24 protein-coding genes and 1 riboswitch are annotated in these 26,525 nt (G+C 66.1%); of the genes, 12 read left to right on the top strand and 12 right to left on the bottom strand.

Annotation, left to right across the window (positions count from 1 at the left end; all coding sequences use genetic code 11):
• Positions 1-183 precede the first annotated feature (183 nt).
• Positions 184-318 carry a hypothetical protein gene (locus IB255_RS30955; RefSeq protein WP_263866027.1) on the bottom strand — a complete coding sequence of 45 codons (135 nt, stop codon included), beginning with the start codon at positions 316-318 and terminating at the stop codon, positions 184-186.
• Positions 319-461: 143 nt separating this feature from the next.
• On the opposite strand from IB255_RS30955, the gene IB255_RS20885 reads away from it, so the two are divergent.
• The 3 genes from IB255_RS20885 to IB255_RS20875 all read left to right on the top strand — a co-directional run bounded on the left by IB255_RS20885 (position 462) and on the right by IB255_RS20875 (position 2,838).
• Positions 462-1,469: an ATP-binding protein gene (locus IB255_RS20885; protein WP_081517099.1), complete on the top strand. Its 1,008-nt coding sequence runs from the start codon at positions 462-464 to the stop codon at positions 1,467-1,469.
• A complete protein-coding gene (locus tag IB255_RS20880) occupies positions 1,394-2,140 on the top strand; it encodes a vWA domain-containing protein (protein WP_139791514.1) in 747 nt (248 codons plus the stop codon). Before IB255_RS20885 ends, IB255_RS20880 begins: the two co-directional genes overlap by 76 nt.
• 86 nt (positions 2,141-2,226) lie before the next feature.
• The gene (locus IB255_RS20875; RefSeq protein ID WP_081517098.1) at positions 2,227-2,838 is read left to right on the top strand and encodes a hypothetical protein; all 612 of its coding nucleotides are present in this window, start codon (positions 2,227-2,229) and stop codon (positions 2,836-2,838) included.
• A 13-nt stretch (positions 2,839-2,851) separates the two neighbouring features.
• On the opposite strand, the gene IB255_RS20870 is transcribed toward IB255_RS20875, so the two are convergent.
• The 4 genes from IB255_RS20870 to cbiE form a co-directional block, all read right to left on the bottom strand.
• The gene (locus tag IB255_RS20870) at positions 2,852-3,475 is read right to left on the bottom strand and encodes a glutathione S-transferase family protein (protein ID WP_081517097.1); all 624 of its coding nucleotides are present in this window, start codon (positions 3,473-3,475) and stop codon (positions 2,852-2,854) included.
• A gap of 135 nt (positions 3,476-3,610) precedes the next feature.
• Complete coding sequence (locus IB255_RS20865) at positions 3,611-4,339, bottom strand: cobalt-precorrin-6A reductase (RefSeq protein WP_081517096.1); 729 nt, start codon at positions 4,337-4,339, stop codon at positions 3,611-3,613.
• Complete coding sequence (locus IB255_RS20860; protein WP_081517095.1) at positions 4,336-5,433, bottom strand: cobalt-precorrin-5B (C(1))-methyltransferase; 1,098 nt, start codon at positions 5,431-5,433, stop codon at positions 4,336-4,338. The genes IB255_RS20865 and IB255_RS20860 overlap by 4 nt, the downstream gene beginning before the upstream one ends.
• 2 nt (positions 5,434-5,435) lie before the next feature.
• A complete protein-coding gene (cbiE, locus tag IB255_RS20855) occupies positions 5,436-6,647 on the bottom strand; it encodes a precorrin-6y C5,15-methyltransferase (decarboxylating) subunit CbiE (protein WP_081517094.1) in 1,212 nt (403 codons plus the stop codon).
• A gap of 68 nt (positions 6,648-6,715) precedes the next feature.
• Positions 6,716-6,956: riboswitch (cobalamin riboswitch) on the top strand.
• 77 nt (positions 6,957-7,033) lie between these two features.
• Between cbiE and cobG the strand changes: the two genes are divergently transcribed.
• The 8 genes from cobG to IB255_RS20815 all read left to right on the top strand — a co-directional run bounded on the left by cobG (position 7,034) and on the right by IB255_RS20815 (position 17,266).
• A complete protein-coding gene (gene cobG, locus IB255_RS20850) occupies positions 7,034-8,389 on the top strand; it encodes a precorrin-3B synthase (protein ID WP_412548128.1) in 1,356 nt (451 codons plus the stop codon).
• A complete protein-coding gene (locus tag IB255_RS20845; RefSeq protein ID WP_081517092.1) occupies positions 8,382-9,008 on the top strand; it encodes a precorrin-8X methylmutase in 627 nt (208 codons plus the stop codon). The genes cobG and IB255_RS20845 overlap by 8 nt, the downstream gene beginning before the upstream one ends.
• Entirely contained in the window at positions 9,008-9,748 is a 741-nt protein-coding gene (locus tag IB255_RS20840) for a precorrin-2 C(20)-methyltransferase (protein ID WP_081517091.1), read from the top strand. The genes IB255_RS20845 and IB255_RS20840 overlap by 1 nt, the downstream gene beginning before the upstream one ends.
• Entirely contained in the window at positions 9,748-11,397 is a 1,650-nt protein-coding gene (gene cobJ / locus IB255_RS20835; protein ID WP_081517090.1) for a precorrin-3B C(17)-methyltransferase, read from the top strand. Before IB255_RS20840 ends, cobJ begins: the two co-directional genes overlap by 1 nt.
• Before the next feature lie 274 nt (positions 11,398-11,671).
• A complete protein-coding gene (locus IB255_RS20830; RefSeq protein ID WP_081517089.1) occupies positions 11,672-12,169 on the top strand; it encodes a sigma-70 family RNA polymerase sigma factor in 498 nt (165 codons plus the stop codon).
• Positions 12,166-13,140, top strand: coding sequence for a FecR domain-containing protein (locus IB255_RS20825; RefSeq protein WP_218189938.1), 975 nt, complete (start codon positions 12,166-12,168; stop codon positions 13,138-13,140). Before IB255_RS20830 ends, IB255_RS20825 begins: the two co-directional genes overlap by 4 nt.
• Positions 13,141-13,317: 177 nt before the next feature.
• Entirely contained in the window at positions 13,318-15,762 is a 2,445-nt protein-coding gene (locus tag IB255_RS20820) for a TonB-dependent siderophore receptor (protein ID WP_192210812.1), read from the top strand.
• A 175-nt stretch (positions 15,763-15,937) separates the two neighbouring features.
• Positions 15,938-17,266 carry an MFS transporter gene (locus IB255_RS20815; RefSeq protein WP_192210811.1) on the top strand — a complete coding sequence of 443 codons (1,329 nt, stop codon included), beginning with the start codon at positions 15,938-15,940 and terminating at the stop codon, positions 17,264-17,266.
• Between the two features lie 53 nt (positions 17,267-17,319).
• On the opposite strand, the gene IB255_RS20810 is transcribed toward IB255_RS20815, so the two are convergent.
• The 3 genes from IB255_RS20810 to IB255_RS20800 form a co-directional block, all read right to left on the bottom strand.
• The gene (locus tag IB255_RS20810; protein ID WP_081517087.1) at positions 17,320-17,508 is read right to left on the bottom strand and encodes a hypothetical protein; all 189 of its coding nucleotides are present in this window, start codon (positions 17,506-17,508) and stop codon (positions 17,320-17,322) included.
• Positions 17,509-17,683: 175 nt separating this feature from the next.
• On the bottom strand, positions 17,684-18,184 hold the full coding sequence (gene ssb, locus IB255_RS20805; RefSeq protein WP_081517086.1) for a single-stranded DNA-binding protein: 501 nt from the start codon (positions 18,182-18,184) through the stop codon (positions 17,684-17,686).
• A gap of 18 nt (positions 18,185-18,202) precedes the next feature.
• The gene (locus IB255_RS20800) at positions 18,203-19,591 is read right to left on the bottom strand and encodes an MFS transporter (RefSeq protein WP_151189264.1); all 1,389 of its coding nucleotides are present in this window, start codon (positions 19,589-19,591) and stop codon (positions 18,203-18,205) included.
• 213 nt (positions 19,592-19,804) lie between these two features.
• On the opposite strand from IB255_RS20800, the gene uvrA reads away from it, so the two are divergent.
• Entirely contained in the window at positions 19,805-22,639 is a 2,835-nt protein-coding gene (uvrA, locus tag IB255_RS20795) for an excinuclease ABC subunit UvrA (RefSeq protein ID WP_081517084.1), read from the top strand.
• A 119-nt stretch (positions 22,640-22,758) separates the two neighbouring features.
• Here uvrA and bfr read toward each other — a convergent pair whose 3' ends face one another.
• The 4 genes from bfr to IB255_RS20775 all read right to left on the bottom strand — a co-directional run bounded on the left by bfr (position 22,759) and on the right by IB255_RS20775 (position 26,513).
• Complete coding sequence (gene bfr / locus IB255_RS20790; RefSeq protein WP_015475340.1) at positions 22,759-23,223, bottom strand: bacterioferritin; 465 nt, start codon at positions 23,221-23,223, stop codon at positions 22,759-22,761.
• A 134-nt stretch (positions 23,224-23,357) separates the two neighbouring features.
• Positions 23,358-24,806: a catalase KatA gene (gene katA / locus IB255_RS20785; RefSeq protein ID WP_192210810.1), complete on the bottom strand. Its 1,449-nt coding sequence runs from the start codon at positions 24,804-24,806 to the stop codon at positions 23,358-23,360.
• Between the two features lie 272 nt (positions 24,807-25,078).
• Entirely contained in the window at positions 25,079-25,468 is a 390-nt protein-coding gene (gene rplQ, locus IB255_RS20780; RefSeq protein ID WP_015475338.1) for a 50S ribosomal protein L17, read from the bottom strand.
• A gap of 43 nt (positions 25,469-25,511) precedes the next feature.
• On the bottom strand, positions 25,512-26,513 hold the full coding sequence (locus IB255_RS20775; protein WP_009617182.1) for a DNA-directed RNA polymerase subunit alpha: 1,002 nt from the start codon (positions 26,511-26,513) through the stop codon (positions 25,512-25,514).
• Positions 26,514-26,525 lie beyond the last annotated feature (12 nt).

Below are 26,525 nucleotides of genomic sequence, written 5' to 3'. Positions count from 1 at the left end.
GGTAATAGCGGTAATCGGTGGTGTAGGCGGTCATGTCTCGATCCTCTGTCTGAGCGTTTGCGCTCGTTTCAATGCGTTGGGCCTTGTGGGCTTTGAAAAACAAAAACCCCGGTCGGGTTGCCGACCGGGGTTTCATGAATCTGTCTGGTTGGCGACCCTGCTTGCTAGGGCGCCTGTGGGGTATCAGGCGCGCCTTTGGCTAAACCAATACCCATAGAAGAAATAGCCGGCAGCAGCAGCCAGAACCTGCGCGCGAGCAACTGCGGAGCCGATGGCACCGAGGCGGGCAAGGGACTGGATGGACAGGCTGGACGGCATGATGTTCTCCGTGGAAGTGGAGCCAAGGTACTGCATCGCGCAGCGCCGATCAATGACTTGAATCTATCGTTCCGATGGACATTGGTCGCACCTCCTACACCCGGTTCGCTACCATGCACGGACGAAATCTGCAGGAAATCCCCATGAGCGCCCTTCCCCATTTCCCACTGGCAGCCGTCGTCGGCGCCGATGAGCTGAAGCTGGCCCTGTGCCTGGCAGCCATCGACCCGGCCATCGGCGGCGTGCTGATCGAAGGGCCGCGCGGCATGGCCAAGTCCACCCTGGCGCGCGGCGTCGCCGACCTGCTGGACGGCGGGCGCTTCGTCACCCTGCCGCTGGGCGCCAGCGAGGAACGCATCGTCGGCACCCTCGACCTGGATGCGGCGCTCGGCCAAGGCCGCGCGCAGTTCTCCCCCGGCGTGCTGGCCCATGCCCACGGCGGCGTGCTTTATGTGGATGAAGTGAACCTGCTGCCCGACCACCTCGTCGACCTGCTGCTCGACGTCGCCGCCAGCGGGGTCAACCTGATCGAACGCGACGGCCTGTCCCACAGCCACCCGGCGCGCTTCGTGCTGATCGGCACGATGAACCCCGAGGAAGGCGAGCTGCGCCCGCAACTGCTGGACCGCTTCGGCCTCAAGGTGCAGCTGGAAGGAACGCCCGCACCGAGCGAGCGGGCCGAGATCGTCCGCCGCCGGCTGGCCTTTGACGCCGACCCACAAGCGTTCCTCTCGCATTGGCTGGATGCGCAGCAGGCTCTGCAACAACGCTGCGGCGACGCGCGCCAGCAGTTGGCCGCGATTCCCCTGGACGATGCCGCGCTGGAGACCATCGCCGAGCGCTGCCACGCCGCTGACGTCGACGGTTTGCGTGCTGACCTCGTGTGGCTGCGCGCGGCTCGCGCTCACGCCGCCTGGCGCGGCGCCAGCGCCATCGAGGCGCAGGACATCGATGCAGTCGAGCACTTCGCCCTCGCCCATCGCCGCCGCCACGCGCCGCCGCAATCAAGCACTCCACCGCAGTCACCTTCGAGCCAACCGCAGGCACCATCCAACGCCTCCAGCGGCGAAGGCCAATGGGGCGAGCTGCCCGCGCAGAGCGTCGCCATGGGCGAACGCCGGCAACTGACGGGCTGGCCAAAAAAGCCCTGAGCATCCGCCCGCGCCCGGCCCCAGGCGCGGATGCCAACCCCCGACCCGGCCAGCTCGCCGGTGGCCGCAGCGGCGCCCGCCACACCGGCGCGCACGCCCGCATCGACTGGCCCGCCAGCCTGCGCAACGGCCGCCCGCAACGCCGCGCCGACCTGGTGCTGCGCGCCCGCAGCCGCCAGCCCGGCGAACTCTGGCTGGTGATAGTCGACGCCTCCGCCAGCACCCGCCGCCACGGCGCCCTCGCCCAGGCCAAGGGCCTGCTCGCCGACACCTTCGAACAGGCCTACCGGCAACGCGCTCGCCTCGCCGTGCTGCATGCCACGGGCGCACAACCGCGCTGGTTGTGGCAGGGCCAGAAGGCTTCGAGTCAATTGCAGGAATGGCTGGAGCAACTCGGTGCCGGCGGCGGCACCCCGCTGATCGAGGCGCTGCAGCAAGCGAGCGAATGGCTGGACCAGCGCCAGCGACAGAAGCCGGGCGAGAGTCAGCGCCTGCTGGTGCTGACTGACGGCCGCCTGCGCGACTGGCCGGCGCTGCAGCCGCTGAACTGCCCGACAGTGCTGGTGGATATCGAGGGTGGAGCCGTGCGGCTGGGGCGGGCACACGGACTCGCACAAGAGCTGGGAGCGGAATACCGCAGAGTCGCCGAGGTACCCGGCATAGATCGATAAGCGCGCCACTGTCACCTGTGAGCCGATCTGGATAAAGTGGGCCGCCGAAGGATCGGTCACGCTCACGTTCAAGGAAAGAACTCTTCATGCAGACACGTGCACTACTGCTGGCAGGCCTGGCCACGGCCCTCGCCTACTTCGCGTATGACCGCCACCAGGCTTCGACAGCCGACGCACAGATTCTGGCGCCCGTGGTAGTCCCGACCGATGCCCCCGGCTTCATGGAAACGCCCGGGCAGATTTCCTCGCAAAGCCAGAGCGAAATCATCAATCACTACACGAGCCAGGGCTATCGCCTGAAATGCTACGGCGATCTCGGACCACGGGAGCGCATTCGTAACGACGACTATCTTTGCCTGGCGCCGATCAGCTCGGCCTTCGCCGAAATACCTGCCAGCCAGGTGGTGTTCTTCTTCAAGAAGGAGCGCCTGAACCATGTGCGCTTTCTGTTTCCGCCCAGTTCATTCGAGCCTCTTCGAGACTACTTGGGCAGGTGGCAGGAAAACGCCAGGCGCCTGCCCGAATCCAGGTTCGGCGATTTCGGCCTGGACCCGTCGGGCAACAACCTGGTGGTCTGGAAAACACAGTACGGGCTTCTCACTGCCACGGAGACCAATCGTGCCGGCGAACCTGTGGTTGTGCTGTGGAGCGCCAGGAAGAACTTCGCGCGAATGAAGAACAGCCCCTGGGCCAAGTAGTGCCGCAACTCGCTCAAGGCTCGCCATTGCGCCCATGCAACAGGAACCCCGGCCGCTCGCTCAATCGCTCGTAGTAGGCCGCCACCGCGGGTAGATCGGGGCGCTGCATGGGCGTCAGGTACCAGCGGTTCACCGACAGGCCGAGCACGACATCGGCGAGGCTGAAACAGGCGCCGGTGACGAATGCTCCCGTATGCGCCAACTGGCGGTCCAGCAGGACCATGCCGTGGTTCCACTGCGCCTCGCTCAGGGCGATGGAGGATTCGTCGGTATGGCTCGGACTGTTGCGCACCCGAGCCATGAACACATAGCGCCAGGCGTTGTTCAGCTCGGTGGCCTGCCAGCCCATCCACTGTTCCACCAGGGCTCGCTCGCGCGGCCGGGTCGGCAGCAACTCGTCGAGCGGGTACTGGGTAGCGAGGTAGCTGCAGATGGCGTTGGATTCCCAGAGCACGAAGTCGCCGTCGACCAGAACCGGCACCATGGCGTTGGGGTTGAGTGCGATGAACTCCGCCGAGGCGGTGGAGCGGAAGCCCGTGCCCCAGTCTTCGCGTTCATAGGGCAGGTTCAGTTCGGCGCAGGTCCAGAGCACCTTGCGCACGTTGATCGATGAGGCGCGGCCGAGGATTCGCAGCATGGTGTCACTCCCTGTGAAAACCGGGGCCCAGCATAGAGGCTGGCGGGGCGGCGGAGAAGCGCGGTCTTGACGCAACCGCGAGCTTGCCCGCGAATCGCTACGAAGCTGTGAACGCCCGCAGCGCAGGACGTTCCGTCAATCGGCTGCGAGGGGCTCCAGCGCCAGCCAGAGCGCCTCGACACTGCCGAACTGCCGGTCCACTTCCGGCAGTTCCGGCCGCGCCAGGATCAGCACCGGCACACCGCGCTCGCGGGCGACCTGCAGCTTCGGTTCGGTGGCCTGGCTGCCACTGTTCTTGCTGACCAGTACGTCGGTGCCAAGACGGGTGAACAACTCACGCTCGCCCTCGAGGGTGAACGGCCCCCGCGCGCCGAGCACTTCGGCGCGCGCGTTGCCGGGCAGGCTTTGCAGGCAACGCACGGTCCAGTGTTGATGCTCAGGAATTTCCTCAAGGTGCTCCAGCGGCTCGCGGCCCATCGTGAAAAGCGGGCGGCGAAAATCCTCCAGCACCGAGATCAGTGCCGACCAGCCGGCCACCTCGCGCCAGTCGTCAGCGGCGCCCGCCTGCCAACCGGGGCGACGCAGCGCCCAGCAGGGCACGCCAGCCAGTTGTGCGGCGCGGGCGGCATTGGCACTGATCTGCGCGGCGTAGGGATGGGTAGCGTCGAGCAGCAGGTCGAAACCACGTTCGCGGATGAAGTCCGCCAGGCCTTCGGCGCCGCCGTAACCACCCACCCGCACCTCACAGGCGAGGTCGTCCGGCACCTTGCCGAGGCCGGCGAGGCTGTACAGGTGCCGAGGCCCAAGACGGCGCGCAATGGCCAGCGCCTCGCCAATACCGCCCAGCAGGAGGACCCGTTTCATCGCCCCTCCAGCGCCTCGCCCACCAGATTGCCCTGACGGTCGATGGCGAAGACTTCCAGCGTCACTTCCAGGGGCACGATGCGCCGGGCAAAGGCCAGCGCGCGTGCGCAGACGACGTCACCGAGGGCGATGCCCTCGGCGCGGCACAGGGCCAGCGCCTGCTGGCTGGTGTTGGCCTCACGCATGCGTTGTTGCAGGTCCGCCGTCGCGCCGATTTCCGCCGCCCACTCGGCCAGTTGTGGCAGGTCGATGCTGGAATGACGGCTGTGCAGGTCCATGTGGCCGGCGGCGAGCTTGCTGATCTTGCCGAAGCCGCCGCAGACGCTGAAGCGCTCCACCGGCACCTTGCGCAGGTGCTTGAGCGCGGCGCCGGCGAAGTCGCCCATCTCGATCAGCGCGGTGTCGTCGAAGCCATAGCGACGGCGCATGGCGTCCTCGCTCGCGTTGCCGGTGCAGGCGGCGAGATGGCGGAAGCCGTTGGCGCGGGCGACGTCAATGCCCTGCTGGATCGAGGCGATATACGCCGAGCAGGAAAACGGCCGGACGATGCCGGTGGTGCCGAGGATCGACAGGCCACCGAGGATGCCCAGGCGTGGGTTCATGGTCTTGAGCGCCAGCTCGGCGCCGCCCTCGATGTTGATCGTGACGTCGAAGCCCCCGGCGTAGCCGCACTCGGCCGCCAGCGCAGCGAGGTTGCCCTGCATCATCTGCCGCGGCACCGGGTTGATCGCCGGCTCACCCACCGCCAGCACCAGCCCCGGCTTGGTGACGGTGCCGACGCCTTCTCCTGCGTGGAAGCGCACGCCCGGTTCGGCAGTCAGAACGACACGGGCGAAAACCAGCGCACCGTGGGTCACGTCCGGGTCGTCGCCGGCATCCTTCAGCGTGCCGGCTTCGGCGCCGTTGGCAGTGAGCCGGCAGAACTCCAGGCGCAGGGTCGCGCTGCGCTCTTTGGGCAGGGCGATCTGCGCCGCATCCAGCGCCTCGCCGGTCAGCAGCAGGCGCGCCGCCGCCAGGCTGGTGGCGGTGGCGCAGCTGCCGGTGGTGTAGCCACTGCGTAGCGGACGGGGCTCTTCGGAAGTTTCTTCGCGCATCGTCAGTCGGCCAGGGGCTTGCGCACTTCCAGCAGGGTGATCGGCAACGCCGCGCGCCAGGTATCGAAACCGCCGAGCGGCTGGGCCTGGGACACCAACAGGCGGGTCAGCTCACCACCGATGCGCGCGCGCCAGCTCAGCAGCATGGACTCGCTCTGCAGGGTGACGGCGTTGGCGACCAGCCGGCCGCCGGGCCTGAGTTGCTCCCAGCATTGCTCGAACACGCCGGGCAGGGTTACGCCGCCGCCGATGAAGATCGCGTCGGGGCGCTCCAGCCCCTGCAAGGCTTCCGGCGCGGCGCCGCAGACAAGTTGCAGCGCCGGCACGCCGAGGGCGTCGCGGTTGAAGCGAATATGTTCCTGGCGCCCGTCGTTGGCTTCGATGGCCAGCGTGCGGCAGCTCGGATGTGCGCGCATCCACTCGATGCCGATGGAGCCGCAACCGGCGCCAACGTCCCACAGCAGCTCGCCCGGCTTCGGCGCTAGCCGCGCCAGGGTCACGGCGCGCACGTCGCGCTTGGTCAGCTGGCCGTCATGGCGGTAGGCATCGTCCGGCAGGCCGACGGTCAGCGGCAGACGCACCGCGTCGAAACCGGCTACGCACTGCACAGCCACCAGGTTGAGCGCAGCGGTCTCGCTCGGCGACCAGTCGCTGGCAAGCCCGTCGATGCGTCGCTCCAACTCGCCGCCCAGGTGCTCCAGCACGCTGAGGCGACTCGCGCCGAAACCCCGTTCGCGCAGCAGCGCAGCAATGGCCGCCGGGCTGTCACCATCGTTGCTGAGGATCAACAGCTTCGCGCCGTCGTGGATCTGCGCGTTGAGTGCCGCCAATGGGCGCGCCACCAGCGACAGCAGCGTGCAATCCTGTAACGCCCAGCCCATCCGTGCGGCGGCGAGCGAGGCGGAAGACGGCGCGGAAAGCACGAGCATTTCCTCGGACGGAATCTGACGGGCAAGGCTCGCGCCGACGCCAAACAGCATCGGGTCACCGCTTGCCAGCACACAGGTCGGCTCGCCGCGCCGGCGCAGCACCGGTTCCAGGCTGAACGGGCTCGGCCAGGCCTGACGACGGGCGCCCAGGCAATGCGGCAGCAACTCCAGCTGGCGTGGCGCGCCAATCACTTCGCTGGCAGCGAGCAGCGCGCGGCGCGCGGCCTTGCCGAGGCCGGCATAGCCGTCCTCGCCGATGCCGACGATGGTCAGCCAGGGCGTCATGAAATGTCCTCGAAGGTGCGACGATCGATCCGACGGGCAGGCTTTTCCTGACCTCGGGCAAAGCAGGCATAATACCCGCTTCGTCGGTGCTCGTAGGACGCTTCGCCTTTTGCGGTGAGGTTTCTCAGAGCCGAAGAGGGAACACGGTTAAGCCGTGGCTGCCCCCGCAACTGTAAGCAGCGAGTCCGCGCAATGCGGCGACACGAGAACGACGTTCCGTGCCGCCGGCCAGGCCACTGGGCAACCGGGAAGGCCGCGCTGGATGAGGACCTGCCAGCCAGGAGACCTGCCGACGAAACCAGTCGCGCGTGCAGACATCGAGCGGGGTGTATCGGTGTCGTGAAGTCCCCTTTGGGGGATTCGCAGGTCACCGCGACCCAGCCCTGGTGACCTCAGTGCAAGACTCCTCAGCTCTGCCCGTCCGTCCGCATGCCTGTCCCGGCCTGCTGCGTATCGTGGCCTCCCGCGATGGCGGCATCTGCCGCATCAAGCTGCCCTGCGGGCAACTCGACGCCAACGCCGCGCGCGCCATCGCCCTGGCTGCCGAACGACATGCCGACGGCGTGCTGGAAGCGACCAACCGCGCCAACCTGCAGATTCGCGGCGTGCATGCCGGTGCCGAAAATGCGCTGAGCCGGGAACTGCTGGCCGCCGGCCTCGGCCCGCGCGAACTGGCGTCGGACGACGTGCGCAACCTGCTGGTCAGCCCGGCAATGGGCCTGGGCACCGGCAGCGCTTTCGATGCGAGCCCGCTGGCCCGCCAGCTGCTCGACCTGCTGGAGCGCACCCCGCGCTTCCACACCCTGTCACCCAAGTTCGGCATCCAGCTGGACGCCGGCGAAGCGCTGGCGATGCTGGAGCACCCCAACGATCTCTGGCTGTCGGCCCTGTCCGACGATGCGGCGCCGCTGTTCGCCTTCGGCCTGGCCGGTTGCCCGCCGCAGCGCGAGAGCGATCGCCCGGCCCTCGCCGCCGTGTCCGCCGGGCAGGTGCCGCAGTTGGTGGAAGCCCTGCTGCACCTGTTCCTCGACCTCGCCGGCGACGGCCAGACGCGCATGCGCCACCTGCGCGAGATGCTTCGTGATGAAGTGCTGCTGGAACGCCTGCAGCAACGCCTGCCCTTCCCGCTGCAACACGGGGCGCTTGTGGATAACTGGCGACGTCCTGCACCACAGGCTTTCGGCCATCTCGGGATTCATCCCCAGCACCAGCCGCAACGCGCCATGGTCGGTGCGGGATTCGTCCTCGGACGACTCGACAGCACCACCCTGCTCGGCCTCGCGGACCTTGCCGAGCGCTTCAACGGCGGACAGCTGCGTCTGACCCCCTGGCAAAGCCTGCTCCTCCCTGACGTGGCACAAACCGATGCCGCTGTCGTACTCGGCGCGCTGGCCAACCTCGGCCTGGTGATCGACGCCGCACAGCCGCTGTCGCGCCTGGTCGCGTGCAGCGGCTCCAGCGGTTGCGCTCGCGGGCTGGCCGACACCAAGGCCGATGCCCTGCGTCTGGCCGAACGCCTGCGCCACGCATCGCCGGCCGGCGTGCACCTGTGTGGCTGCCCGCGCTCCTGCGCCGCCGCCCACGTCGCCCCCTACACCCTGCTGGCCGTCGCCGACGGCCGCTATGACCTGTTCCGTCGCGCCGATGGCGTGGCCGGCTTCGGCCAGCCATTGGCGCGCAACCTTTCCCTCGATGCCGCCGGCGACCTGCTGGCCGCACCCGGAGCCCTCACCGATGCTTGATTACATTCGCGACGGCCAGGCGATCTACCGCCAGTCCTTCGCCACTATTCGCGCCGAAGCCGATCTGTCCGGCATCCCCGCGGACCTCGAGAAACTCGCCGTGCGGGTGATCCACGCCTGCGGCATGGTCGACGTCGTGCAGGACCTGCACTTCTCCGCCGGCGCCGGAGCCATTGGCCGTGCGGCGCTGGCCGCTGGCGCGCCGATCCTCTGCGATGCGCGGATGGTCGCCGAGGGCATCACCCGCGCGCGCCTGCCGGCACACAACGAGGTGATCTGCACCCTCAACAATGCGGACGTGCCCGACCTCGCCCGCGAGCGGGGCAATACCCGCTCCGCGGTGGCGCTGGAGCACTGGCGCGAGCACCTGGAAGGCAGCGTGGTGGTGATCGGCAACGCGCCGACCGCGCTCTTCTACCTGCTGGAAATGCTCGATGCCGGCGCACCGAAACCGGCGCTGATCCTCGGCTTCCCGGTGGGCTTCGTCGGCGCCATGGAGTCCAAGGACGCCCTCGCCGCCGACAGCCGTGGCGTGCCCTACGTGATTGTCCGAGGCCGCCGTGGCGGCAGCGCGATGGCCGCCGCCGCAGTGAACGCCCTGGCCACGGAGGTGGAGTGATGACCGGCCGCCTGATCGGCCTGGGCGTCGGCCCGGGCGACCCGGAACTGCTGACCCTCAAGGCCCTGCGCCTGCTGCGCGCGTCCCCGGTGATCGGCTACTTCGTGGCCAAGGCCAAGCACCACGCCGGCCAGGGCGGCAACGCCTTCGCCATCATCGAGCAGCACCTGCTCGATGAGCAGCAACGCCTGCCGCTGGTCTACCCGGTGACCACCGAGAAGCTGGAGCCACCGCTGACCTACGAAGGCGTGATCAGCGACTTCTATGACACCGCCGCCGAGCAGGTGGCGATGCACCTGGATGCCGGCCGCGACGTGGCGGTGATCTGCGAGGGCGACCCGTTCTTCTACGGTTCCTACATGTACCTGCATGACCGTCTTTCGGAACGGTATGACACCGAAGTCGTACCCGGCGTCTGCTCGATGCTCGGCAGCGCGGCGGTGCTCGGCGTGCCGCTGGTGTATCGCAACCAGAGCCTGTCGGTGCTGTCCGGCGTGCTGCCGGAGGACGAGCTCAAGCGTCGCCTGGCCGACGCCGATGCGGCGGTGGTGATGAAGCTCGGCCGCAACTTCGACAAGGTTCGCCGCGTGCTGCGCGAGCTGGGCCGTGACGGCGGCGCCCACTACGTCGAGCGCGCAACCATGCGCGAGCAGCGCATCGTCGCGCTGGACGACGTGGACCCGATGGCCTCACCGTACTTCTCGATGATCGTCATCCCCGGCCAGCGGTGGAACGGCTGATGCGCGCTGCCATCGTCATTCTCGGCCAGGGGGCGCTAGCCACGGCGCGACGCCTGCAGGGGATTTATCCACAGGCGCGCGTGCTGGGCCTGAAGGACCGCGTCGAAGGCGCCGATGAGTCCTACGCAAACTTCGGCGAGACCCTGCGCCAGCTTTACCGCGACGACACCGCGATCATCGCCCTGTGCGCGGCCGGCATCGTCATTCGCACCCTCGCGGCACTGCTGGTCGAGAAAGGCGCTGAGCCGCCAGTGCTGGCCGTCGCCGAAGACGGCAGCGCCGTGGTACCGCTGCTCGGCGGGCTCGGCGGGGTGAACCGCATGGCCCGCGAGATGGCCGCCGCACTGGAAGTGGCGCCCGCCATCACCACCAGCGGCGAGCTGCGTTTCGGTGCCTGCCTGCTCGACCCGCCACCGGGCTATGCGCTGGCGGATATCGAACAGGGCAAGCGCTTCGTCTCCGACCTGCTGGGCGGCGACACCCTGCGCATTGAGGGCGACGCGCCCTGGCTGGAGGAACTGGACCTGCCGCTGGCCGACGACGCCGCGCACACCCTGCGCATCGACGTCCGCGCCGAGGGCATCGCACAGAACGAGCTGCGTATCCATCCGCGCCTCGTTCTCGCCCACGTCACCCTGGTGGATTCGCAGCTGCCCGAGCGCATCCGCCAGGGCCTTGCACAGGCCGGGCTGGCCGAGGCGTCGCTGGCCGCGCTGGTGGCGCCGCGCTGCCGCATGGCCGACCCGGCGCTGGCCGAGGCCGCTGGCGAGCTGGGTGTACCACTGCGGTTCATCCACAGCGACGACGAACTGCCGCCAGCGGTGCTGCAGGGTGACTCCTTCCACCTGCACCGCGCCGCCGCGCCAGCTGAAGCCCAAGGCATTGGTCAGCCGCGCGGGCGACTCAGCGTGATCGGTCTGGGCCCCGGCGCCAGCGACTTCATGATTCCCGCCGTACGTCGCGCGCTGGACGAAGCCCAGGACCTGCTCGGCTACGAAACCTACGTGAAGATGGCCGAGCCGTTGCGCGACGACCAGGTGCGCCACTGCACCGACAACCGCGAGGAAATGCAGCGCGCCCGTCATGCCTTCGAACTGGCCGCCAGCGGCCGGCGCGTGGTGGTGATTTCCTCCGGTGACCCCGGCGTGTTCGCCATGGCCGCCGCCGTGATGGAAGCCCTGCACGAGAGCAGCGACCCGCATTGGCATGGTGTGGAGCTGGAGGTGCTGCCGGGCGTGTCCGCCGCGCTGGCGGCTGCCGCCAAGGCCGGTGCCCCGCTGGGGCATGATTTCTGTCTGATTTCCCTGTCGGACAACCTCAAGCCCTGGGACACCATCGAGAAGCGTCTCGACCATGCCGGCGCCGCCGACCTGGCCATGGCCTTCTACAACCCGATCTCCAAAGCCAGGCCCTGGCAGCTGGGGCGCGCACTGGAGATCGTCCGCCGCCACCGCACGCCGGAAACTCTGGTGGTGCTCGGCCGCGACATCGGCCGCCCGGCCGAGGCGCTGCGCGTCGTCACCCTCGGCGAGCTGGTGCCGGAGATGGTCGACATGCGCACCCTGGTGATCATCGGCTCGTCCCTGACCCGGCGCTTCCCCCGCGCTGGCGGTGGCGACTGGGTGTATACGCCGCGTTGGTACCACTGACAGTCCTACCGCACACAGCGAAATCTCCCGTTGGCGTCCGCGTAGGATGGCGTGGAGCGAAGCGATACCCATCGATGGCCTGGCAGCCAGGCTGATGGGTATCGCAAGCTCCACCCATCCTACGAACTGCGTAGACCTGTAGGAGCGCCCCACGGGCGTGATCGCGGGCATGGCCCGCTCCTACAGGAAACACCGGAGCTTCAGACACATCTTGCAAATGGCCATCGCCTTGTTGAAAATGCGATAAATTATCATTTGCAACCTTTGCGCGCCCATGTCCTCGACCTTCGACGTCCAGTCGCTCTACAGCGACCATCACGGCTGGCTGCACAACTGGCTTCGCGGCCGGCTGGGCAACGCCGCCGATGCCGCCGATCTGGCCCAGGACACTTTCCTGCGCGTATTGCTCAGGCCCGAGCGCGTCGAACTGCATACCCCGCGCGCCTTCCTGCGCACCGTCGCCCGCGGTCTGGTGATCGACCACTGGCGTCGCCAGGAGCTGGAGCGCGCCTACCTCGACTCCATCGCCCATCTGCCGGAAGCGCAGGTGCCGTCGGCAGAAGACCGGCACACCATCCTCCAGCTGCTGGAGAACATCGCCCGCCTGCTCGACGGCCTCAAGCCGAAGGTGCGCAGCGCCTTCCTGCTGGCCCAGTGCGAGGGCATGCCCCACGCGCGGATCGCCGAAGAGCTGGGCGTCTCGGTACGCTCGGTGGAGCGCTACATCGCCGAAGCGCTGTTCCACTGCTACCAGCTGCGGTACGCCGAGTGAGCGGCGCCAGCGCCACGCCCGATCCGCGGGTGGTGAAGCAGGCCATCCAGTGGACCCTGCGCCTGAGCGGCAATGCCGATCCTGAGTTGCTCAGCGCCTGCGAGCACTGGCGCCAGGCCAGCCCCGAACACGAAACCGCCTGGCTGCGGGTGCAGGCGCTGAACAGCGAACTGGCCGCCGGCTACCAGGCCGTGCCTGGCGCTCGCGTGGCGCTGGAGACGCTGGAAAACACCAGCCAGCGCCTGCAGCGGCGCCAGGCGCTCAAGCTGCTCTCGACCTTCGCCATCGGCGCCTCCGCGCTGTGGCTGGCGCGCGACATCGCGCCCTGGCAACGCTGGATGGCCGACTACAGCACCACCACCGGCGAGCGCCGGCGCTTCACCCTGGCCGATGGCAGCCTGCTGCAACTGAACACCGACAGCGCAGTGAACGTGCGCTTCGATCCGCGCCAGCGCCTGCTGGTGCTGGAGCGCGGCGAGATTCTCGTCAGCACCGCGAAGGACGCCGCGCGCCCATTGCGGGTGCGCAATCGCGACGGCCTGTTCGAGGCCCTGGGCACCCGCTTCGTGCTGCGCCAGGACGAGCGCTCCACGCGCCTGAGTGTCGAGGAAGGTTCGGTGGCCATCGCCCCGCGCGTACGCGGCCAGACCACCACCATCGCCGAAGCCGGGCAGTCCTACGAGATCAATGGCGACAGCGCGCTGCTGGCCGAACGCAGCAACATGGACAGCGCCGCCTGGGCCGACGGCCTGATCGTCACCCGCGACATGCGCCTGGCGGACTTCCTCGCCGAGATCGGCCGCTACCGTCACGGGCATCTGCATTGCGATGCCAGCGTGGCCGACCTGCGACTGTCCGGCGTATTCCGCCTGGACGACACCGACAAGCTGCTGGCCCTGTTGCCGCAGACCCTGCCGGTGCGGGTGGAGAAACGCACGGACTGGTGGGTGACGGTGAGCGCGCGGGGCTGACGGTCAATTGCATCTGTAGGGGCACCCTATGGGCGCGATCGCGGACGTGGCTCGTTCCTGCAAGTCAGCGCCAAACAGTTTTATTTCTCAAACGAGAATTATTTTTGTCGGGTTTCGCCGACCGGATCGGCAAGGAGGAATAACCCGATCATTTCCTTCGTCCACGGAAGCCCCAGCATGCCAGCCGTCCACCTCCCGATGCCCTCCTCCGCCCTGCCCCGCGCCAGCCGGCTGGCCCATGCCGTGCGCGGCGCGCTGCTGTGCGCCAGCCTGGGAGCCAGCCTGCCGCTGAGCGCCTTCGCCGCAGACGCTGCCGCCATCACCAGCAGTCGCGCCTACGCGATTCCGGCCGGACCGCTGGACGAGGTGCTGAACAGCTTCGCCCGCGAAGCCGGCATCACTCTGTCGGCCACGCCGGAGCAGACCCGCGGCCTGAACTCGGCCGGGCTGAACGGTACCTACTCGGTGGATCAGGGCTTGTCGCGCCTGCTGGCCGACACTCCGCTGGAAGCCGCCGACCAGGGCGACGGCAACTACGTGCTGCGCGCCGCCGCGCCGAGCGACGTGCTGGCCATGCCGTCCAGCGAAGTGTTCGCCCTCGGCAACGCGCTGGGCGAGGCAGACGGCTACCTGGCGACCCACAGCCAGATCGCCACCAAGACCTCCAAGTCCCTGCTGGAAACCAGCCAGAGCGTCTCGGTGATCACCCGCGAGCAGATCGACGACACCGCCTCCAAGACCGTACAGCAGGCGATCCGCTACACCCCCGGCATCTTCACCGGCCAGGTCGGCGCCTCGAACCGCTATGACTACATCGTCATGCGCGGCTTCGCCGACAACAGCGTGGACAACATCTACCTCGACGGCCTGAAGGCCATGGGCGACAGCGGCACCTTCAGCTCGATGCAGATCGATCCGTACTTCCTCGAACGCATCGACGTGCTAAAGGGCCCCTCCTCGGTGCTCTACGGCCGCAGCCTGCCCGGCGGCCTGGTGGCGCTGACCAGCAAAAAGCCGCTGTACGAGGACTACCACCAGATTACCGGCACCGTGGGCAACATGGGCCAGAAGGAAATGGGCTTCGACTTCAGCGGCCCGCTGGATGAGGAGAAGCGCATCGCCTACCGCCTGGTCGGCCTGGGCAAGGGTTCGGACACCCAGTTCGACCACGTCAAGGAGGAGCGCTACGCCATCGCCCCGACCCTGGCCATCGACTTCACCGACGACACCACCCTGACCCTGCAGGGTTACCTGCAGCACGACCCGAACGGCGGCTACCACGGCGGTGTGCCGGCGGACGGCGCGCTGTTCCACCACAACGGCCAGAAGATCTCCCGCGAGTTCTTCGACGGCGAGCCGAGCAAGGACGACTTCGACCGTACGCAGCGCATGTTCGGCTACCAGCTGGAACACCGTTTCGACGACGTGTGGACCGCACGGCAGAACTTCCGCTACCTGGATTCCGACGTCGATCTCTCGCAGGTCTACGCCTACGGCTGGACAGCGCCGGACGAGAACACCCTGAACCGCTACTTCTCCGGCGCCCGCGAGCACCTGCAGGCGTATATCGTGGATAACATGGCGCAGGCCGAGTTCAGCACTGGCGCGGCCAAGCACACCCTGCTGATGGGGCTGGACTACCAGCGCCGCCGCACCACCGTGGACTGGCGCTCCGGCTCGGCGCAGCCGCTGGACGCGTTCGACCCGCACTATGGCAACGACGCCATCAGCTACTACCCGGACGACAACCACACCCGTCGCCTGGAGCAGACCGGCGTCTACCTGCAGGACCTGATCGACATCGACAACTGGCGTTTCTCCCTCGGCATGCGCGAGGACTGGGTGACGGTCGAGGACAAGAACCGCAGCAGCAGCAGCAAGACCGACGACGACTGGAAGAAATTCACCGGACGCATCGGCGCGCTGTACCTGTTCGACAACGGCATCGCGCCGTACATCAGCTACTCCGAGTCGTTCAACCCCAACGCTTACTCCGACCAGTCCGGCACGCCGCTGGAACCGACCGAGGGCAAGCAGTGGGAAGCCGGCCTGAAATTCCAGCCCGAGGGCAGCCGCAGCCTGTACACCGCGTCGCTCTTCCACATCACCCAGGAAAACGTCGCGTCGAAGGAGCCGCAGGACAACTTCTACACCTCCGTGGGTGAAGTGCGCTCCCAGGGCCTGGAGCTGGAGGCCCACACCCAGATCACCGACAACCTCAAGGTACTCGGCAGCTACACCTACACCGACATCACCTACACGAAATCCCTGGACGGCAACCAGGGCCATACCCCGAACCAGGCGCCCAAGCACATGGCCTCGCTGTGGGCCGACTACGGTTTCAACGCCGGCCCGCTGGACGGCCTGACCCTCGGCGGCGGCGCCCGCTACGTCGGCGAGACCTGGGCGGACAAGGAAAACACCCTGCGTGTACCGGACTACACCCTGGTGGATGCGCGCATCGGCTACGACCTGTCCCGCGTCGGCCTGAAGGGCCTGGACGTCAGCCTCAACGCCAACAACCTGCTGGACAAGGACTACGTGGCGTCCTGCTACAGCCTGGACTTCTGCTACTTCGGCGAGAAGCGCAACGTCACCGCGACGGTGAACTACCAGTTCTGATTGCAAGCCACCCAGTTGCAGACGGCGCATGCCCTCTGCAACTTCCTCTTACATATGCAGCCAGCCATATCCCCCCTTCGGGTGGGCACTGCTGGACCAGCATCGCTCTATGCTCGCCCTCCTGTCCGCGCTCTCGCACAACAAGAACAACCTGGCCAAGCCAGCAGGAGCCCTCATGAGTCAAAGTCTCGAGACGATCTCGTCCCCTCTGGCCGAGCAGATGACATCCAGCCGCGCGCTTTATCGCAAGGTCATCTGGCGCCTGCTGCCCTTCCTGGTGCTTGCCTACGCGATCAACGCCATCGACCGCCTCAACATTTCCTTCGCCAAGCTGCGCATGGCCGAAGACATCGCCCTGAGCGAGGCCGCCTACGGGATCGGCGCCGGCATCTTCTACCTGGGCTACATCCTCTTCGAGGTACCCAGCAATCTGTACATGCAGCGTGCCGGAGCCCGCGCCACGCTGACACGGATCATGGTGCTGTGGGGCATCGTCACGGTGGCCACCGCCTTCGTCACCACTGCCAATCAACTGATCGTCGCGCGGTTCTTCCTGGGCGTCGCTGAAGCCGGGTTCTTCCCTGGCGTCATTCTCTACCTCACGTACTGGTTCCCCAGCGAACTGCGGGGCCGGATCACCGCCGTATTCATCATGTCGGCCATGGTCGCCGGCATCACCAGCGGCCCGCTGGCCGGCTGGATCATGACCCACTTCCACGGCTGGATGGGCCTGCGCGACTGGCAGGTGCTGTTCGTCCTCGAAGGCATCCCCGCGATACTGCTGGGGGTGTTCGGCTGGTACTGGCTGGCCGACCGCCCACGCGAGGCGAACTGGCTGAGCGACGAGGAGAAGGATCGCCTGGAGGCGGCACTGTCCAGCGAGCCGGCGAAATCCGGCGAACACGGCCGCTTCCTCGATGTGCTGCGCGACCCGCGGGTGTATATCGCCGGCCTGGTGTTCTTCTGCGTCTACAGCGGTTCGAACACCGTGTCGTACTGGATGCCGACACTGATCCGCGGCTTTGGCATCGAGGACCTCAAGTCCATCGGACTGCTCGCCAGCCTGCCGTACGCAGTGGGTATCGTCGGCATGTACCTGCTCGGTCGCAGCTCGGACAAGCGCCAGGAACGCCGCTGGCACGTCGGCGCGACCATGCTGGTCAGCGCCATCAGTTTCTTCCTGCTCGGTTTCGCCCAGGGTCACCTGCTGCTCTCGGTGGCCCTGATGACCCTCGGCGCAGCAACGGCGATGTCCGCCCTCTCGCTGTTCTGGACCATTCCACCGGCCCTGCTCAGCCCTGCCCGGGCAGCCGGCGGCATTGCAGTGATCAGCGCCATCGGCGGCCTGGCGGGTGTGATCAGCCAGATCATGGTCGGCGCGATCAAGACCGCCACCGGCAATCTGTACCTGGCCTTCGATGTGATTGCAGCGACCCTGGCCATCGGCGCGCTGATCCTGCTGATCGGCATTCCGGCGCATCACTTGCGCAAACGGCCGCACTGAGCGGCAGACAGCCAAAGGCCCCGGTTCGACGGGGCCTTTTGCTTAAACCGGGGTTAGAACTCCGCCGCGTGGCGGTAGCGCGCCTCCAGCTCCAGGGAGGCGCGATAGGCTTGCGCCTCGCCTTCGGTGTGGAAGATCCCGACCAGTTGGCCTTCCTGGTGCACATCCCAGCAACGCCCGCCGTGGGCGCGGAACTCGCGGGATTTATGGTCGTCGTCACGCTCGGTCACTGTAATGCTCATGTCTTTTCTTCTCCGGTTTTGCCGTACATCAAGGCAATGCCAGAATCATTTAATTAGCTAGCTAATTAAATACTCGCTTCCGAGAAAGACCGTTGCAGAGATTCGCCAAAACGAGCGTTCCAAAAACGCAAAAGCGCAGCTCGAAGGCTGCGCTCTTGGTGACGATCCGTTCGGGTTAGAACGGAATGTCGTCGTCGAAGCTGTCGTAGTCCGGAGCCGGTTGCGGCGCGGGCTGGGACTGTTGCTGCGGCGCAGGGCGCTGGGCCTGCTGCGGACGCTGCTGTTGCGGCTCACGGGGAGCGCGCGGAGCGTCGTCACCACCAGCGCCCGGACGGCCGCCCAGCAGCTGCATGTTGCCGTTGATGTCGACCACGATTTCGGTGGTGTACTTGTCCTGGCCGTCCTGACCCTGCCACTTGCGGGTACGCAGGCTGCCTTCGACGTAGATCTGCGAACCCTTGCGCACGTACTCGGCGACGATTTCCGCCAGGCGACCGAAGAACACCACGCGGTGCCACTCGGTACGCTCCTGCTGCTGGCCGGTCTGCTTGTCCTTCCAGCTCTCGCTGGTGGCCAGGGTGACGTTGGTCACCGCGTTGCCGTTGGGCATGTAGCGGGTTTCCGGATCGCCACCAACGTTACCGACCAGAATGACTTTGTTAACCCCACGGGCCATGACGCTCTCCTAAAGGCTTCAGCACGTCGCCTGCTCGGCGCCGGCGAGGCGCTCGAGGGACGTGCGATCAACTTGTTGGGAATCCACTTTGACATAAGCGGCCGCTTCTTCAGCGACCACCATCACATCGCTCACACCGGGCAATGCCTTGAAACGCTCAGCCAACGAAGCATCGCGCAGCGCCTCAGCGGAAAGAGGCAGGCGAATACTCGTTACATAAGGCGGTTCGCGCATGGTAACAGCAATCGCCAGCCAGATGGCAGCCAGCACCGCGCAGCCGATGAACACCCCGTCGAGCCCGCCGTGCTGGAACATCCAGCCGCCCAGGATGCCGCCCACGGCGGCGCCTAGGAACTGGCTGGTGGAGTACACGCCCATCGCCGTGCCCTTGCCGCCGGCGGGCGAAACCTTGCTCACCAGCGAAGGCAGCGAGGCCTCCAGCAGGTTGAACGCGGTGAAGTAGACGATGATGCCGAACACCAGTTCCTTGAGGCTGTTGCCGAACTCCCAGAAGAACAGTTCGCAGAGCATCAGGGTCGCCACGGCACCGGTCAGCACGCGTTTCATCTGACGCTTCTTCTCGGCGTAGATGATGAACGGGACCATGCCGAAGAAGCCCACCAGCAGCGCGGTCAGGTAGACCCACCAGTGTTCTTCCTTGGGCAGCCCGGCGCGCTCCACCAGCGCCAGCGGCAGTGCGACGAAGCTGGCCATGAGGATGGCGTGCAGGACCAGGATGCCGGCGTCCAGACGCAGCAGTTCGCCGTTCTTCAGGGTTGGCAGCAGCGACTGCTTGGCCACGCTCGACTCGCGGTGCTGCATGCGGTGGTCGGGGGTCGGCACGAAGAACAGGATGATCAGCATGCCCACGAGCGCCATGCCGGCGGTGAACCAGAACAGGCCGTGCAGGCCGAACCAGTGGGTCAGCACCGGGCCTGCGACCATCGCCACGGCGAAGGACACGCCGATGCTCATGCCGATCATCGCCATGGCCTTGGTGCGGTGCTGCTCGCGGGTGAGGTCGGAAAGCATCGCCATCACCGCCGCGGAGATCGCCCCGGCGCCCTGCAGGACGCGACCGGCAATGATGCCCCAGATGGAATCGGCGTTGGCCGCCAGCGCGGCACCGGCGGCGAACACCAGCAGGCCGACGACGATGATCGGTCGGCGGCCGATGCGGTCAGACAGAGTGCCCAGCGGAATCTGCAGGATCGCCTGGGTCAGGCCGTAGGCGCCGATGGCCAGGCCGATCAGTGCCGGGGTGGCGCCGGCCAGGTCCTGGCCGTAGGTGGCGAGCACCGGCAGGACCATGAACATGCCGAGCATGCGGAACGCGAAGACCAGGGACAGGCCGGCGGCCGCGCGGGTTTCGGTGCCACTCATGCGCTCAGTGTGGGAATCGTGCATAAGCCCCTCATGAAAAGACAAAAAACGGGAATGCGCTGGATTGCCCCCGTGGCATCGCGCCATCCGGGCCTTGCAGGGCCGGTTGTCGCCAACGCCGAAAAATAGCCGCGCATTCTACCAGCCCAACGGTCCAAGGGCACACACGCGCTACTTTGCCGCGTGCCGGAAACGCCCCGTATAATCGATAGTTTTCGCCCGCCATGCGAGGCCGCAGTGGACAAGATCCTCATCCGTGGGGCACGTACCCACAACCTGAAGAACATCGACCTGACCCTGCCGCGCGACAAGCTGATCGTGATCACCGGCCTGTCCGGTTCCGGCAAATCTTCCCTGGCCTTCGACACGCTCTACGCCGAAGGCCAGCGCCGCTACGTGGAATCCCTGTCGGCCTATGCCCGGCAGTTCCTCTCGATGATGGAAAAGCCTGATGTCGACACCATCGAAGGCCTGTCGCCGGCGATTTCCATCGAGCAGAAATCCACCTCCCACAACCCGCGTTCCACCGTGGGCACCATCACCGAGATCTACGACTACCTGCGCCTGCTCTATGCACGCGTGGGTATTCCGCGCTGCCCGGACCACGACATCCCGCTGGAAGCGCAGACCGTCAGCCAGATGGTCGACCAGGTGCTGGCGCTGCCCGAAGGCCGCAAGCTGATGCTGCTGGCTCCGGTGATCCGCGAGCGCAAGGGCGAGCACCTGGCGGTGTTCGAGGAGATGCGCGCCCAGGGCTTCGTCCGTGCCCGCGTCGACGGCAAGCTCTACGAACTGGATGAAGTGCCCAAGCTGGACAAGAAGCTCAAGCACTCCATCGACATCGTGGTCGACCGCTTCAAGGTGCGTGGCGACCTGCAGCAGCGCCTGGCGGAATCCTTCGAGACGGCGATCAACCTGGCAGATGGCATCGCGCTCGTGGCGCCGATGGACGATGAAGAAGGCGAAGAGATGATCTTCTCCGCCCGCTTCGCCTGCCCGATCTGCGGCCATTCCATCAGCGAGCTGGAACCCAAGCTGTTCTCCTTCAACAACCCGGCCGGCGCCTGCCCGACCTGCGACGGCCTGGGCGTGAAGCAGTTCTTCGACGCGCGCCGGGTGGTCAACGGCGAGCTGACCCTGGCCGAGGGCGCGATCCGTGGCTGGGACCGACGCAACGTCTACTACTTCCAGATGCTCGGCTCGCTGGCCGGGCACTTCGGCTTCAGCCTGGAAGAACCCTTCCAGGACCTCGACCCGGACCACCAGAAGTTCATCCTCAACGGCTCCGGCCGCGAGAATGTCGAGTTCCGCTACCTCAACGACCGTGGCGACATCGTCAAGCGCGCGCACCCGTTCGAGGGCATCCTGCCGAACCTGGAGCGCCGCTACCGCGAGACCGAGTCGGCCACCGTGCGCGAGGAGCTGGCCAAGTTCCTCAGCACCCAGCCCTGCCCGGACTGCCACGGCACCCGCCTGCGCCGCGAGGCACGTCATGTGTGGGTGGGCGACAAGACCCTGCCGGCGATCACCTCGATGCCAGTGGGCACTGCCTGTGAGTACGCCGAGAGCCTGACCCTGACCGGCCGCCGCGGCGAGATCGCCTCGAAGATCCTCAAGGAGATTCGCGAGCGCCTGCAGTTCCTGGTCAACGTCGGCCTCGACTACCTGACCCTGGACCGCAGCGCCGACACCCTGTCCGGCGGCGAGGCCCAGCGCATCCGCCTGGCGAGCCAGATCGGCGCCGGCCTGGTGGGCGTCATGTACATCCTCGACGAGCCTTCCATCGGCCTGCACCAGCGTGACAACGAGCGCCTGCTGGGCACCCTCACCCACCTGCGCAACCTGGGCAACACGGTGATCGTGGTCGAGCACGACGAGGACGCCATCCGCCTCGCCGACTATGTCGTCGACATCGGACCCGGCGCCGGTGTGCACGGCGGACAGATCGTCGCCGAGGGCACACCGCAACAGGTCATGGACCATCCGGACTCGGTCACCGGCGCCTACCTGTCCGGCCGCACCAAGATCGTCGTGCCCGCCGAGCGCACTCCGCGCAACAAGAAGCAATTGCTCAAGCTCAAGGGCGCGCGCGGCAACAACCTGCAGAACGTCAACCTGGAAATCCCGGTCGGCCTGTTCACCTGCATCACCGGCGTGTCCGGCTCGGGCAAGTCGACGCTGATCAACAACACCCTGTTCCCGATCACCGCCACCGCGCTCAACGGCGCCACCACGCTGGAGGTCGCGCCCTACGATTCGTTCGACGGCCTGCAGCACCTGGACAAGGTGGTGGACATCGACCAGAGCCCGATCGGCCGCACCCCGCGCTCCAACCCGGCGACCTACACCGGGCTGTTCACGCCGATCCGCGAGCTGTTCGCCGGCGTGCCGGAAGCCCGCTCGCGCGGCTACGGTCCGGGGCGTTTCTCGTTCAACGTCAAGGGAGGCCGCTGCGAGGCCTGCCAGGGCGACGGCGTGATCAAGGTGGAAATGCACTTCCTGCCGGACATCTACGTCCCCTGCGACGTCTGCAAGGGCAAGCGCTACAACCGCGAGACCCTGGAAGTCCGCTACAAGGGCAAGAGCATCACCGAAGTGCTGGACATGACCATCGAGGACGCCCGAGCGTTCTTCGACGCCGTGCCGGCCATCGCCCGCAAGCTGCAGACACTGATGGACGTCGGCCTGTCGTACATCAAGCTCGGCCAGAGCGCGACCACGCTGTCCGGTGGTGAGGCGCAACGGGTGAAGCTGTCCCGCGAGTTGTCCAAGCGCGATACCGGCAAGACCCTGTACATCCTCGACGAGCCGACCACCGGCCTGCACTTCGCGGATATCCAGCAACTGCTCGACGTGCTGCACCGCCTGCGCGACCACGGCAACACGGTGGTGGTCATCGAGCACAACCTGGATGTGATCAAGACTGCCGACTGGCTGGTCGACCTCGGTCCCGAGGGCGGCTCCAAGGGCGGCCAGATCATCGCCACCGGCACACCGGAGCAGGTCGCGGAGCTGGCGGTGTCGCACACCGGGCACTTCCTCAAGCCACTGCTGGAGCGCGATCGGGCCTGATCCGCACCGGCATGAAAAAGCCCCTGCTGCCGAACGGCGCAGGGGCTTTTCTTTGGGCTATTGCAGGAGCGGGTCATGCCCGCGATCAGCGCGCCTCGCGCGCTCCTGCAAGATGCACATCAGATCTGCGACTGCAGATAGTTCTCCAGGCCCATCTTCTGGATCAGACCGAGCTGCTGCTCCAGCCAGTAGGCGTGGTCTTCCTCGGTATCGGTAAGCTGCACGCGCAGGATGTCGCGGGTGACGAAGTCCTTGTGCTTCTCGCACAGGGCGATGCCCTTGGCCAGGGCGGCGCGTACGTGACGCTCCAGCTTGAGGTCGGCTTCCAGCATCTCCGGCACGGTCTTGCCCGGGTGGATGTCGTCCGGGCGCATGCGCGGAGTGCCTTCGAGCAGCAGGATGCGACGCAGCAGGGCGTCGGCGTGCTGGGTTTCCTCTTCCATTTCATGGTTGAGGCGCTCGTAGAGCTTGGTGAAGCCCCAGTCCTCGTACATGCGCGAATGGATGAAGTACTGGTCGCGAGCGGCCAGCTCACCAGTCAGCAGCGTGTTGAGATAATCGATAACCTCGGCATGGCCTTGCATCAGCCTTCTCCCTGGGACGTGACAGCGAATTAAACGGCGCTATGGTCGCGACTGGCCATGACCGGGGTCAAGTCCGCAATGCCCCACAAACGCAACCGCCCTCCGAAGAGGGCGGCTGGTGGAACGGCTTCAGCTTAGTCCAGCTTCAGGCCCAGCGCCTTGGCGACGCCTTCACCGTAGGCCGGATCGATGTTGAAGAACAGAGCGAGCTGACGACGCTGGATAACCTCCGGAACGCCCGCCATGTCACCGGCGATGTTCTCGTACAGGCGCTGCCGCTGGGCTACGTCGAACAGGCGGAACAGCGCTGCCGGCTGGCTGTAGTAATCATCGTCGACGCGGTGGTTCCAGTGATCTGCGCTGCCTTCCAGGGTCAGCGGCGGTTCGGAGTAGTCCGGCTGCTCCTGCCACTGGTTGAAGCTGTTCGGCTCGTAGGTGACGGTCATGTCTCCGTTGTTGCCATCCACGCGCATGGCGCCGTCGCGGTGATAGATGCGCGGGTTGTTGCGCGCAGCGTTCACCGGGATCTGGTGGTGGTTCACGCCCAGGCGGTAGCGGTGCGCATCGCCGTAGGAGAACAGGCGGCCCTGGAGCATCCTGTCCGGCGAGAAGCCGATACCGGGGACGATGTTCGCCGGGCTGAAGGCGGACTGTTCGACCTCGGCGAAGTAGTTCGCCGGGTTACGGTTGAGCTCGAAGTAGCCCACCTGGATCAGCGGATAGTCCCCGTGCGGCCAGACCTTGGTCAGGTCGAACGGGTTGTATCGGTAGCTCGCAGCCTCCTTCTCAGGCATTACCTGCACATACATCTTCCAGCGCGGGAAATCGCCGCGTTCGATGGCGTCGTACAGGTCACGCTGCGAGCTTTCGCGGTCGGCGCCAACCAGCTTGGCGGCTTCCTCGTTGCTCAGGTTCTCGATGCCCTGTTGGGTCTTGAAGTGGAACTTGACCCAGAAGCGCTCGTTGCTGGCGTTGATGAAGCTGAAGGTGTGGCTGCCGAAGCCGTGGACGTGACGGTAGCTGCGCGGCAGCCCGCGATCGCTGAAGTCGATGGTCAGCTGGTGCAGGGCTTCGGGCAGGTGCGAGAAGAAGTCCCACTTCAGGGTCGCGTTGCGCAGGTTGGTGCGCGGATCGCGTTTCACCACGTGGTTCAGGTCGGGGAATTTCAGCGGGTCGCGGAAGTAGAAGACCGGGGTGTTGTTGCCCACCAGGTCCCAGTTGCCTTCCTCCGTGTAGAACTTCATGGCGAAGCCGCGGATATCGCGCTCGGCGTCAGCAGCGCCACGCTCACCGGCCACCGTGGAGAAGCGCAGGAACAACGGAGTCTGCTTGCCGACCTCGGAGAACAGCTTGGCGCGGCTGTACCGGGTAATGTCGTGGGTGACGGTGAAGGTGCCGTAGGCAGCAGAGCCCTTGGCATGCATGCGGCGCTCAGGGATCACTTCGCGGTCGAAGTGCGCCAGTTTCTCCAGGAACCAGACGTCCTGCAGCAGCATCGGGCCCCGCGGGCCGGCGGTCTGGACGTTCTGATTATCGGCGACCGGCGCTCCGGCAGCAGTCGTCAGGCGGGTGTTGTCACTCATCGTTACTCTCCTCAACGGCGGGGTGTTCGAAGACCGACGGATCACCATGGCAGTGAGCGCGGCCCGACATCCCAATCGGACAATTAAGCGCCTCCACCGGCGTTGCGGCTGTTGATCCAGCTCAGCAAGCAGTAGAAGTCGGCGTCGTTAAGGATCGGTGACAAGGGCATGGATCAGCCAATTTATTGATTCGAGCCGATCGATAGAGAAAAACTTTTCCATAGGCGATAAAAAACCGGGCACAAGGCCCGGTTTCTTATAAGGCGTAAACCTTACTCTGCAGCTTCTACTGCTTGGCCGCCAACAGCGCGGTCAATCAGTTCGACGTATGCCATGGGGGCATTGTCGCCGGCGCGGAAGCCGCACTTCAGGATGCGCAGGTAGCCGCCCGGACGGTTGGCGTAGCGCTTGCCCAGTTCGTTGAACAGCTTGCCTACGGCTTCTTTCGAACGGGTACGGTCGAAAGCGAGACGACGGTTGGCAACGCTATCCACTTTAGCCAGGGTGATCAGCGGCTCGGCAACGCGACGCAGTTCCTTGGCCTTGGGCAGGGTGGTTTTGATCAGTTCGTGTTCGAAGAGCGACACAGCCATGTTCTGGAACATAGCCTTGCGGTGCGCGCTGGTGCGGCTCAGGTGACGACCACTTTTACGATGGCGCATGGTTCAATTCCTTTCCAAACTTTACGTTCGGTAGCTACGACGATCAGGCAGTAGCCTTGTCGTCTTTCTTGAGACTTGCCGGCGGCCAGTTGTCGAGGCGCATACCGAGGGACAGACCGCGAGAGGCCAGAACGTCCTTGATTTCGGTCAGGGACTTCTTACCCAGGTTCGGCGTTTTGAGCAGCTCTACTTCGGTGCGCTGAATCAGGTCACCGATGTAGTAGATGTTCTCTGCCTTCAGGCAGTTGGCCGAACGGACGGTCAGCTCAAGGTCATCGACCGGACGCAGCAGGATCGGATCGATCTCGTCTTCCTGCTCTTCAACAACAGGCTCGCTGTCGCCTTTGAGGTCCACGAACGCTGCCAGCTGCTGTTGCAGGATGGTAGCGGCGCGACGGATAGCCTCTTCAGGGTCCAGGGTGCCGTTGGTTTCCAGATCGAGGACCAGCTTGTCCAGGTTGGTACGCTGTTCGACACGGGCGTTTTCGACCACGTAGGCAACACGACGTACGGGGCTGAACGAGGCGTCGAGCTGAAGACGGCCAATGCTGCGGCTTTCGTCTTCATCGCTCGAACGGGCATCAGCCGGCTCGTAGCCACGGCCACGAGCGACTTTCAGCTTCATGTTCAGCGCGCCGTTATCGGCCAGGTGGGCGATAACATGGTCACCGTTGACGATCTCGACATCATGATCCAGCTGAATATCGGCAGCGGTCACCACACCCGAGCCCTTTTTCGCCAGGGTCAGCGTCACTTCGTCACGGCCGTGCAGCTTGATGGCCAGGCCTTTCAGGTTGAGCAGGATCTCGATGACATCTTCCTGCACACCTTCGATGGCGGAGTACTCGTGGAGTACGCCGTCGATCTCGGCCTCGACTACTGCACAGCCAGGCATGGAGGACAACAGGATGCGACGCAGCGCGTTGCCCAGGGTATGGCCGAAACCACGCTCGAGAGGCTCGAGAGTGATCTTGGCGCGGGTTTGGCTGACCACCTGCACATCGATGTGGCGGGGGGTCAGGAACTCATTTACCGAACTCTGCATGGATGCACCTAT

It is taken from the genome of Pseudomonas sp. PDM22 (assembly GCF_014851965.1).
GTDB lineage: Bacteria > Pseudomonadota > Gammaproteobacteria > Pseudomonadales > Pseudomonadaceae > Pseudomonas.
This window is presented reverse-complemented; position numbering and strand designations above follow the sequence as displayed.

Bases quoted from the DNA above. Each gene is read 5' to 3' on its own strand.
- IB255_RS30955 (WP_263866027.1), bottom strand. From the start codon at position 318: ATGCCGTCCAGCCTGTCCATCCAGTCCCTTGCCCGCCTCGGTGCCATC.
- IB255_RS20885 (WP_081517099.1), top strand. From the start codon at position 462: ATGAGCGCCCTTCCCCATTTCCCACTGGCAGCCGTCGTCGGCGCCGAT.
- IB255_RS20880 (WP_139791514.1), top strand. From the start codon at position 1,394: ATGGGGCGAGCTGCCCGCGCAGAGCGTCGCCATGGGCGAACGCCGGCA.
- IB255_RS20875 (WP_081517098.1), top strand. From the start codon at position 2,227: ATGCAGACACGTGCACTACTGCTGGCAGGCCTGGCCACGGCCCTCGCC.
- IB255_RS20870 (WP_081517097.1), bottom strand. From the start codon at position 3,475: ATGCTGCGAATCCTCGGCCGCGCCTCATCGATCAACGTGCGCAAGGTG.
- IB255_RS20865 (WP_081517096.1), bottom strand. From the start codon at position 4,339: ATGAAACGGGTCCTCCTGCTGGGCGGTATTGGCGAGGCGCTGGCCATT.
- IB255_RS20860 (WP_081517095.1), bottom strand. From the start codon at position 5,433: ATGCGCGAAGAAACTTCCGAAGAGCCCCGTCCGCTACGCAGTGGCTAC.
- cbiE (WP_081517094.1), bottom strand. From the start codon at position 6,647: ATGACGCCCTGGCTGACCATCGTCGGCATCGGCGAGGACGGCTATGCC.
- IB255_RS20845 (WP_081517092.1), top strand. From the start codon at position 8,382: ATGCTTGATTACATTCGCGACGGCCAGGCGATCTACCGCCAGTCCTTC.
- IB255_RS20840 (WP_081517091.1), top strand. From the start codon at position 9,008: ATGACCGGCCGCCTGATCGGCCTGGGCGTCGGCCCGGGCGACCCGGAA.
- cobJ (WP_081517090.1), top strand. From the start codon at position 9,748: ATGCGCGCTGCCATCGTCATTCTCGGCCAGGGGGCGCTAGCCACGGCG.
- IB255_RS20830 (WP_081517089.1), top strand. From the start codon at position 11,672: ATGTCCTCGACCTTCGACGTCCAGTCGCTCTACAGCGACCATCACGGC.
- IB255_RS20820 (WP_192210812.1), top strand. From the start codon at position 13,318: ATGCCAGCCGTCCACCTCCCGATGCCCTCCTCCGCCCTGCCCCGCGCC.
- IB255_RS20815 (WP_192210811.1), top strand. From the start codon at position 15,938: ATGAGTCAAAGTCTCGAGACGATCTCGTCCCCTCTGGCCGAGCAGATG.
- IB255_RS20810 (WP_081517087.1), bottom strand. From the start codon at position 17,508: ATGAGCATTACAGTGACCGAGCGTGACGACGACCATAAATCCCGCGAG.
- ssb (WP_081517086.1), bottom strand. From the start codon at position 18,184: ATGGCCCGTGGGGTTAACAAAGTCATTCTGGTCGGTAACGTTGGTGGC.
- IB255_RS20800 (WP_151189264.1), bottom strand. From the start codon at position 19,591: ATGCACGATTCCCACACTGAGCGCATGAGTGGCACCGAAACCCGCGCG.
- bfr (WP_015475340.1), bottom strand. From the start codon at position 23,223: ATGCAAGGCCATGCCGAGGTTATCGATTATCTCAACACGCTGCTGACT.
- katA (WP_192210810.1), bottom strand. From the start codon at position 24,806: ATGAGTGACAACACCCGCCTGACGACTGCTGCCGGAGCGCCGGTCGCC.
- rplQ (WP_015475338.1), bottom strand. From the start codon at position 25,468: ATGCGCCATCGTAAAAGTGGTCGTCACCTGAGCCGCACCAGCGCGCAC.
- IB255_RS20775 (WP_009617182.1), bottom strand. From the start codon at position 26,513: ATGCAGAGTTCGGTAAATGAGTTCCTGACCCCCCGCCACATCGATGTG.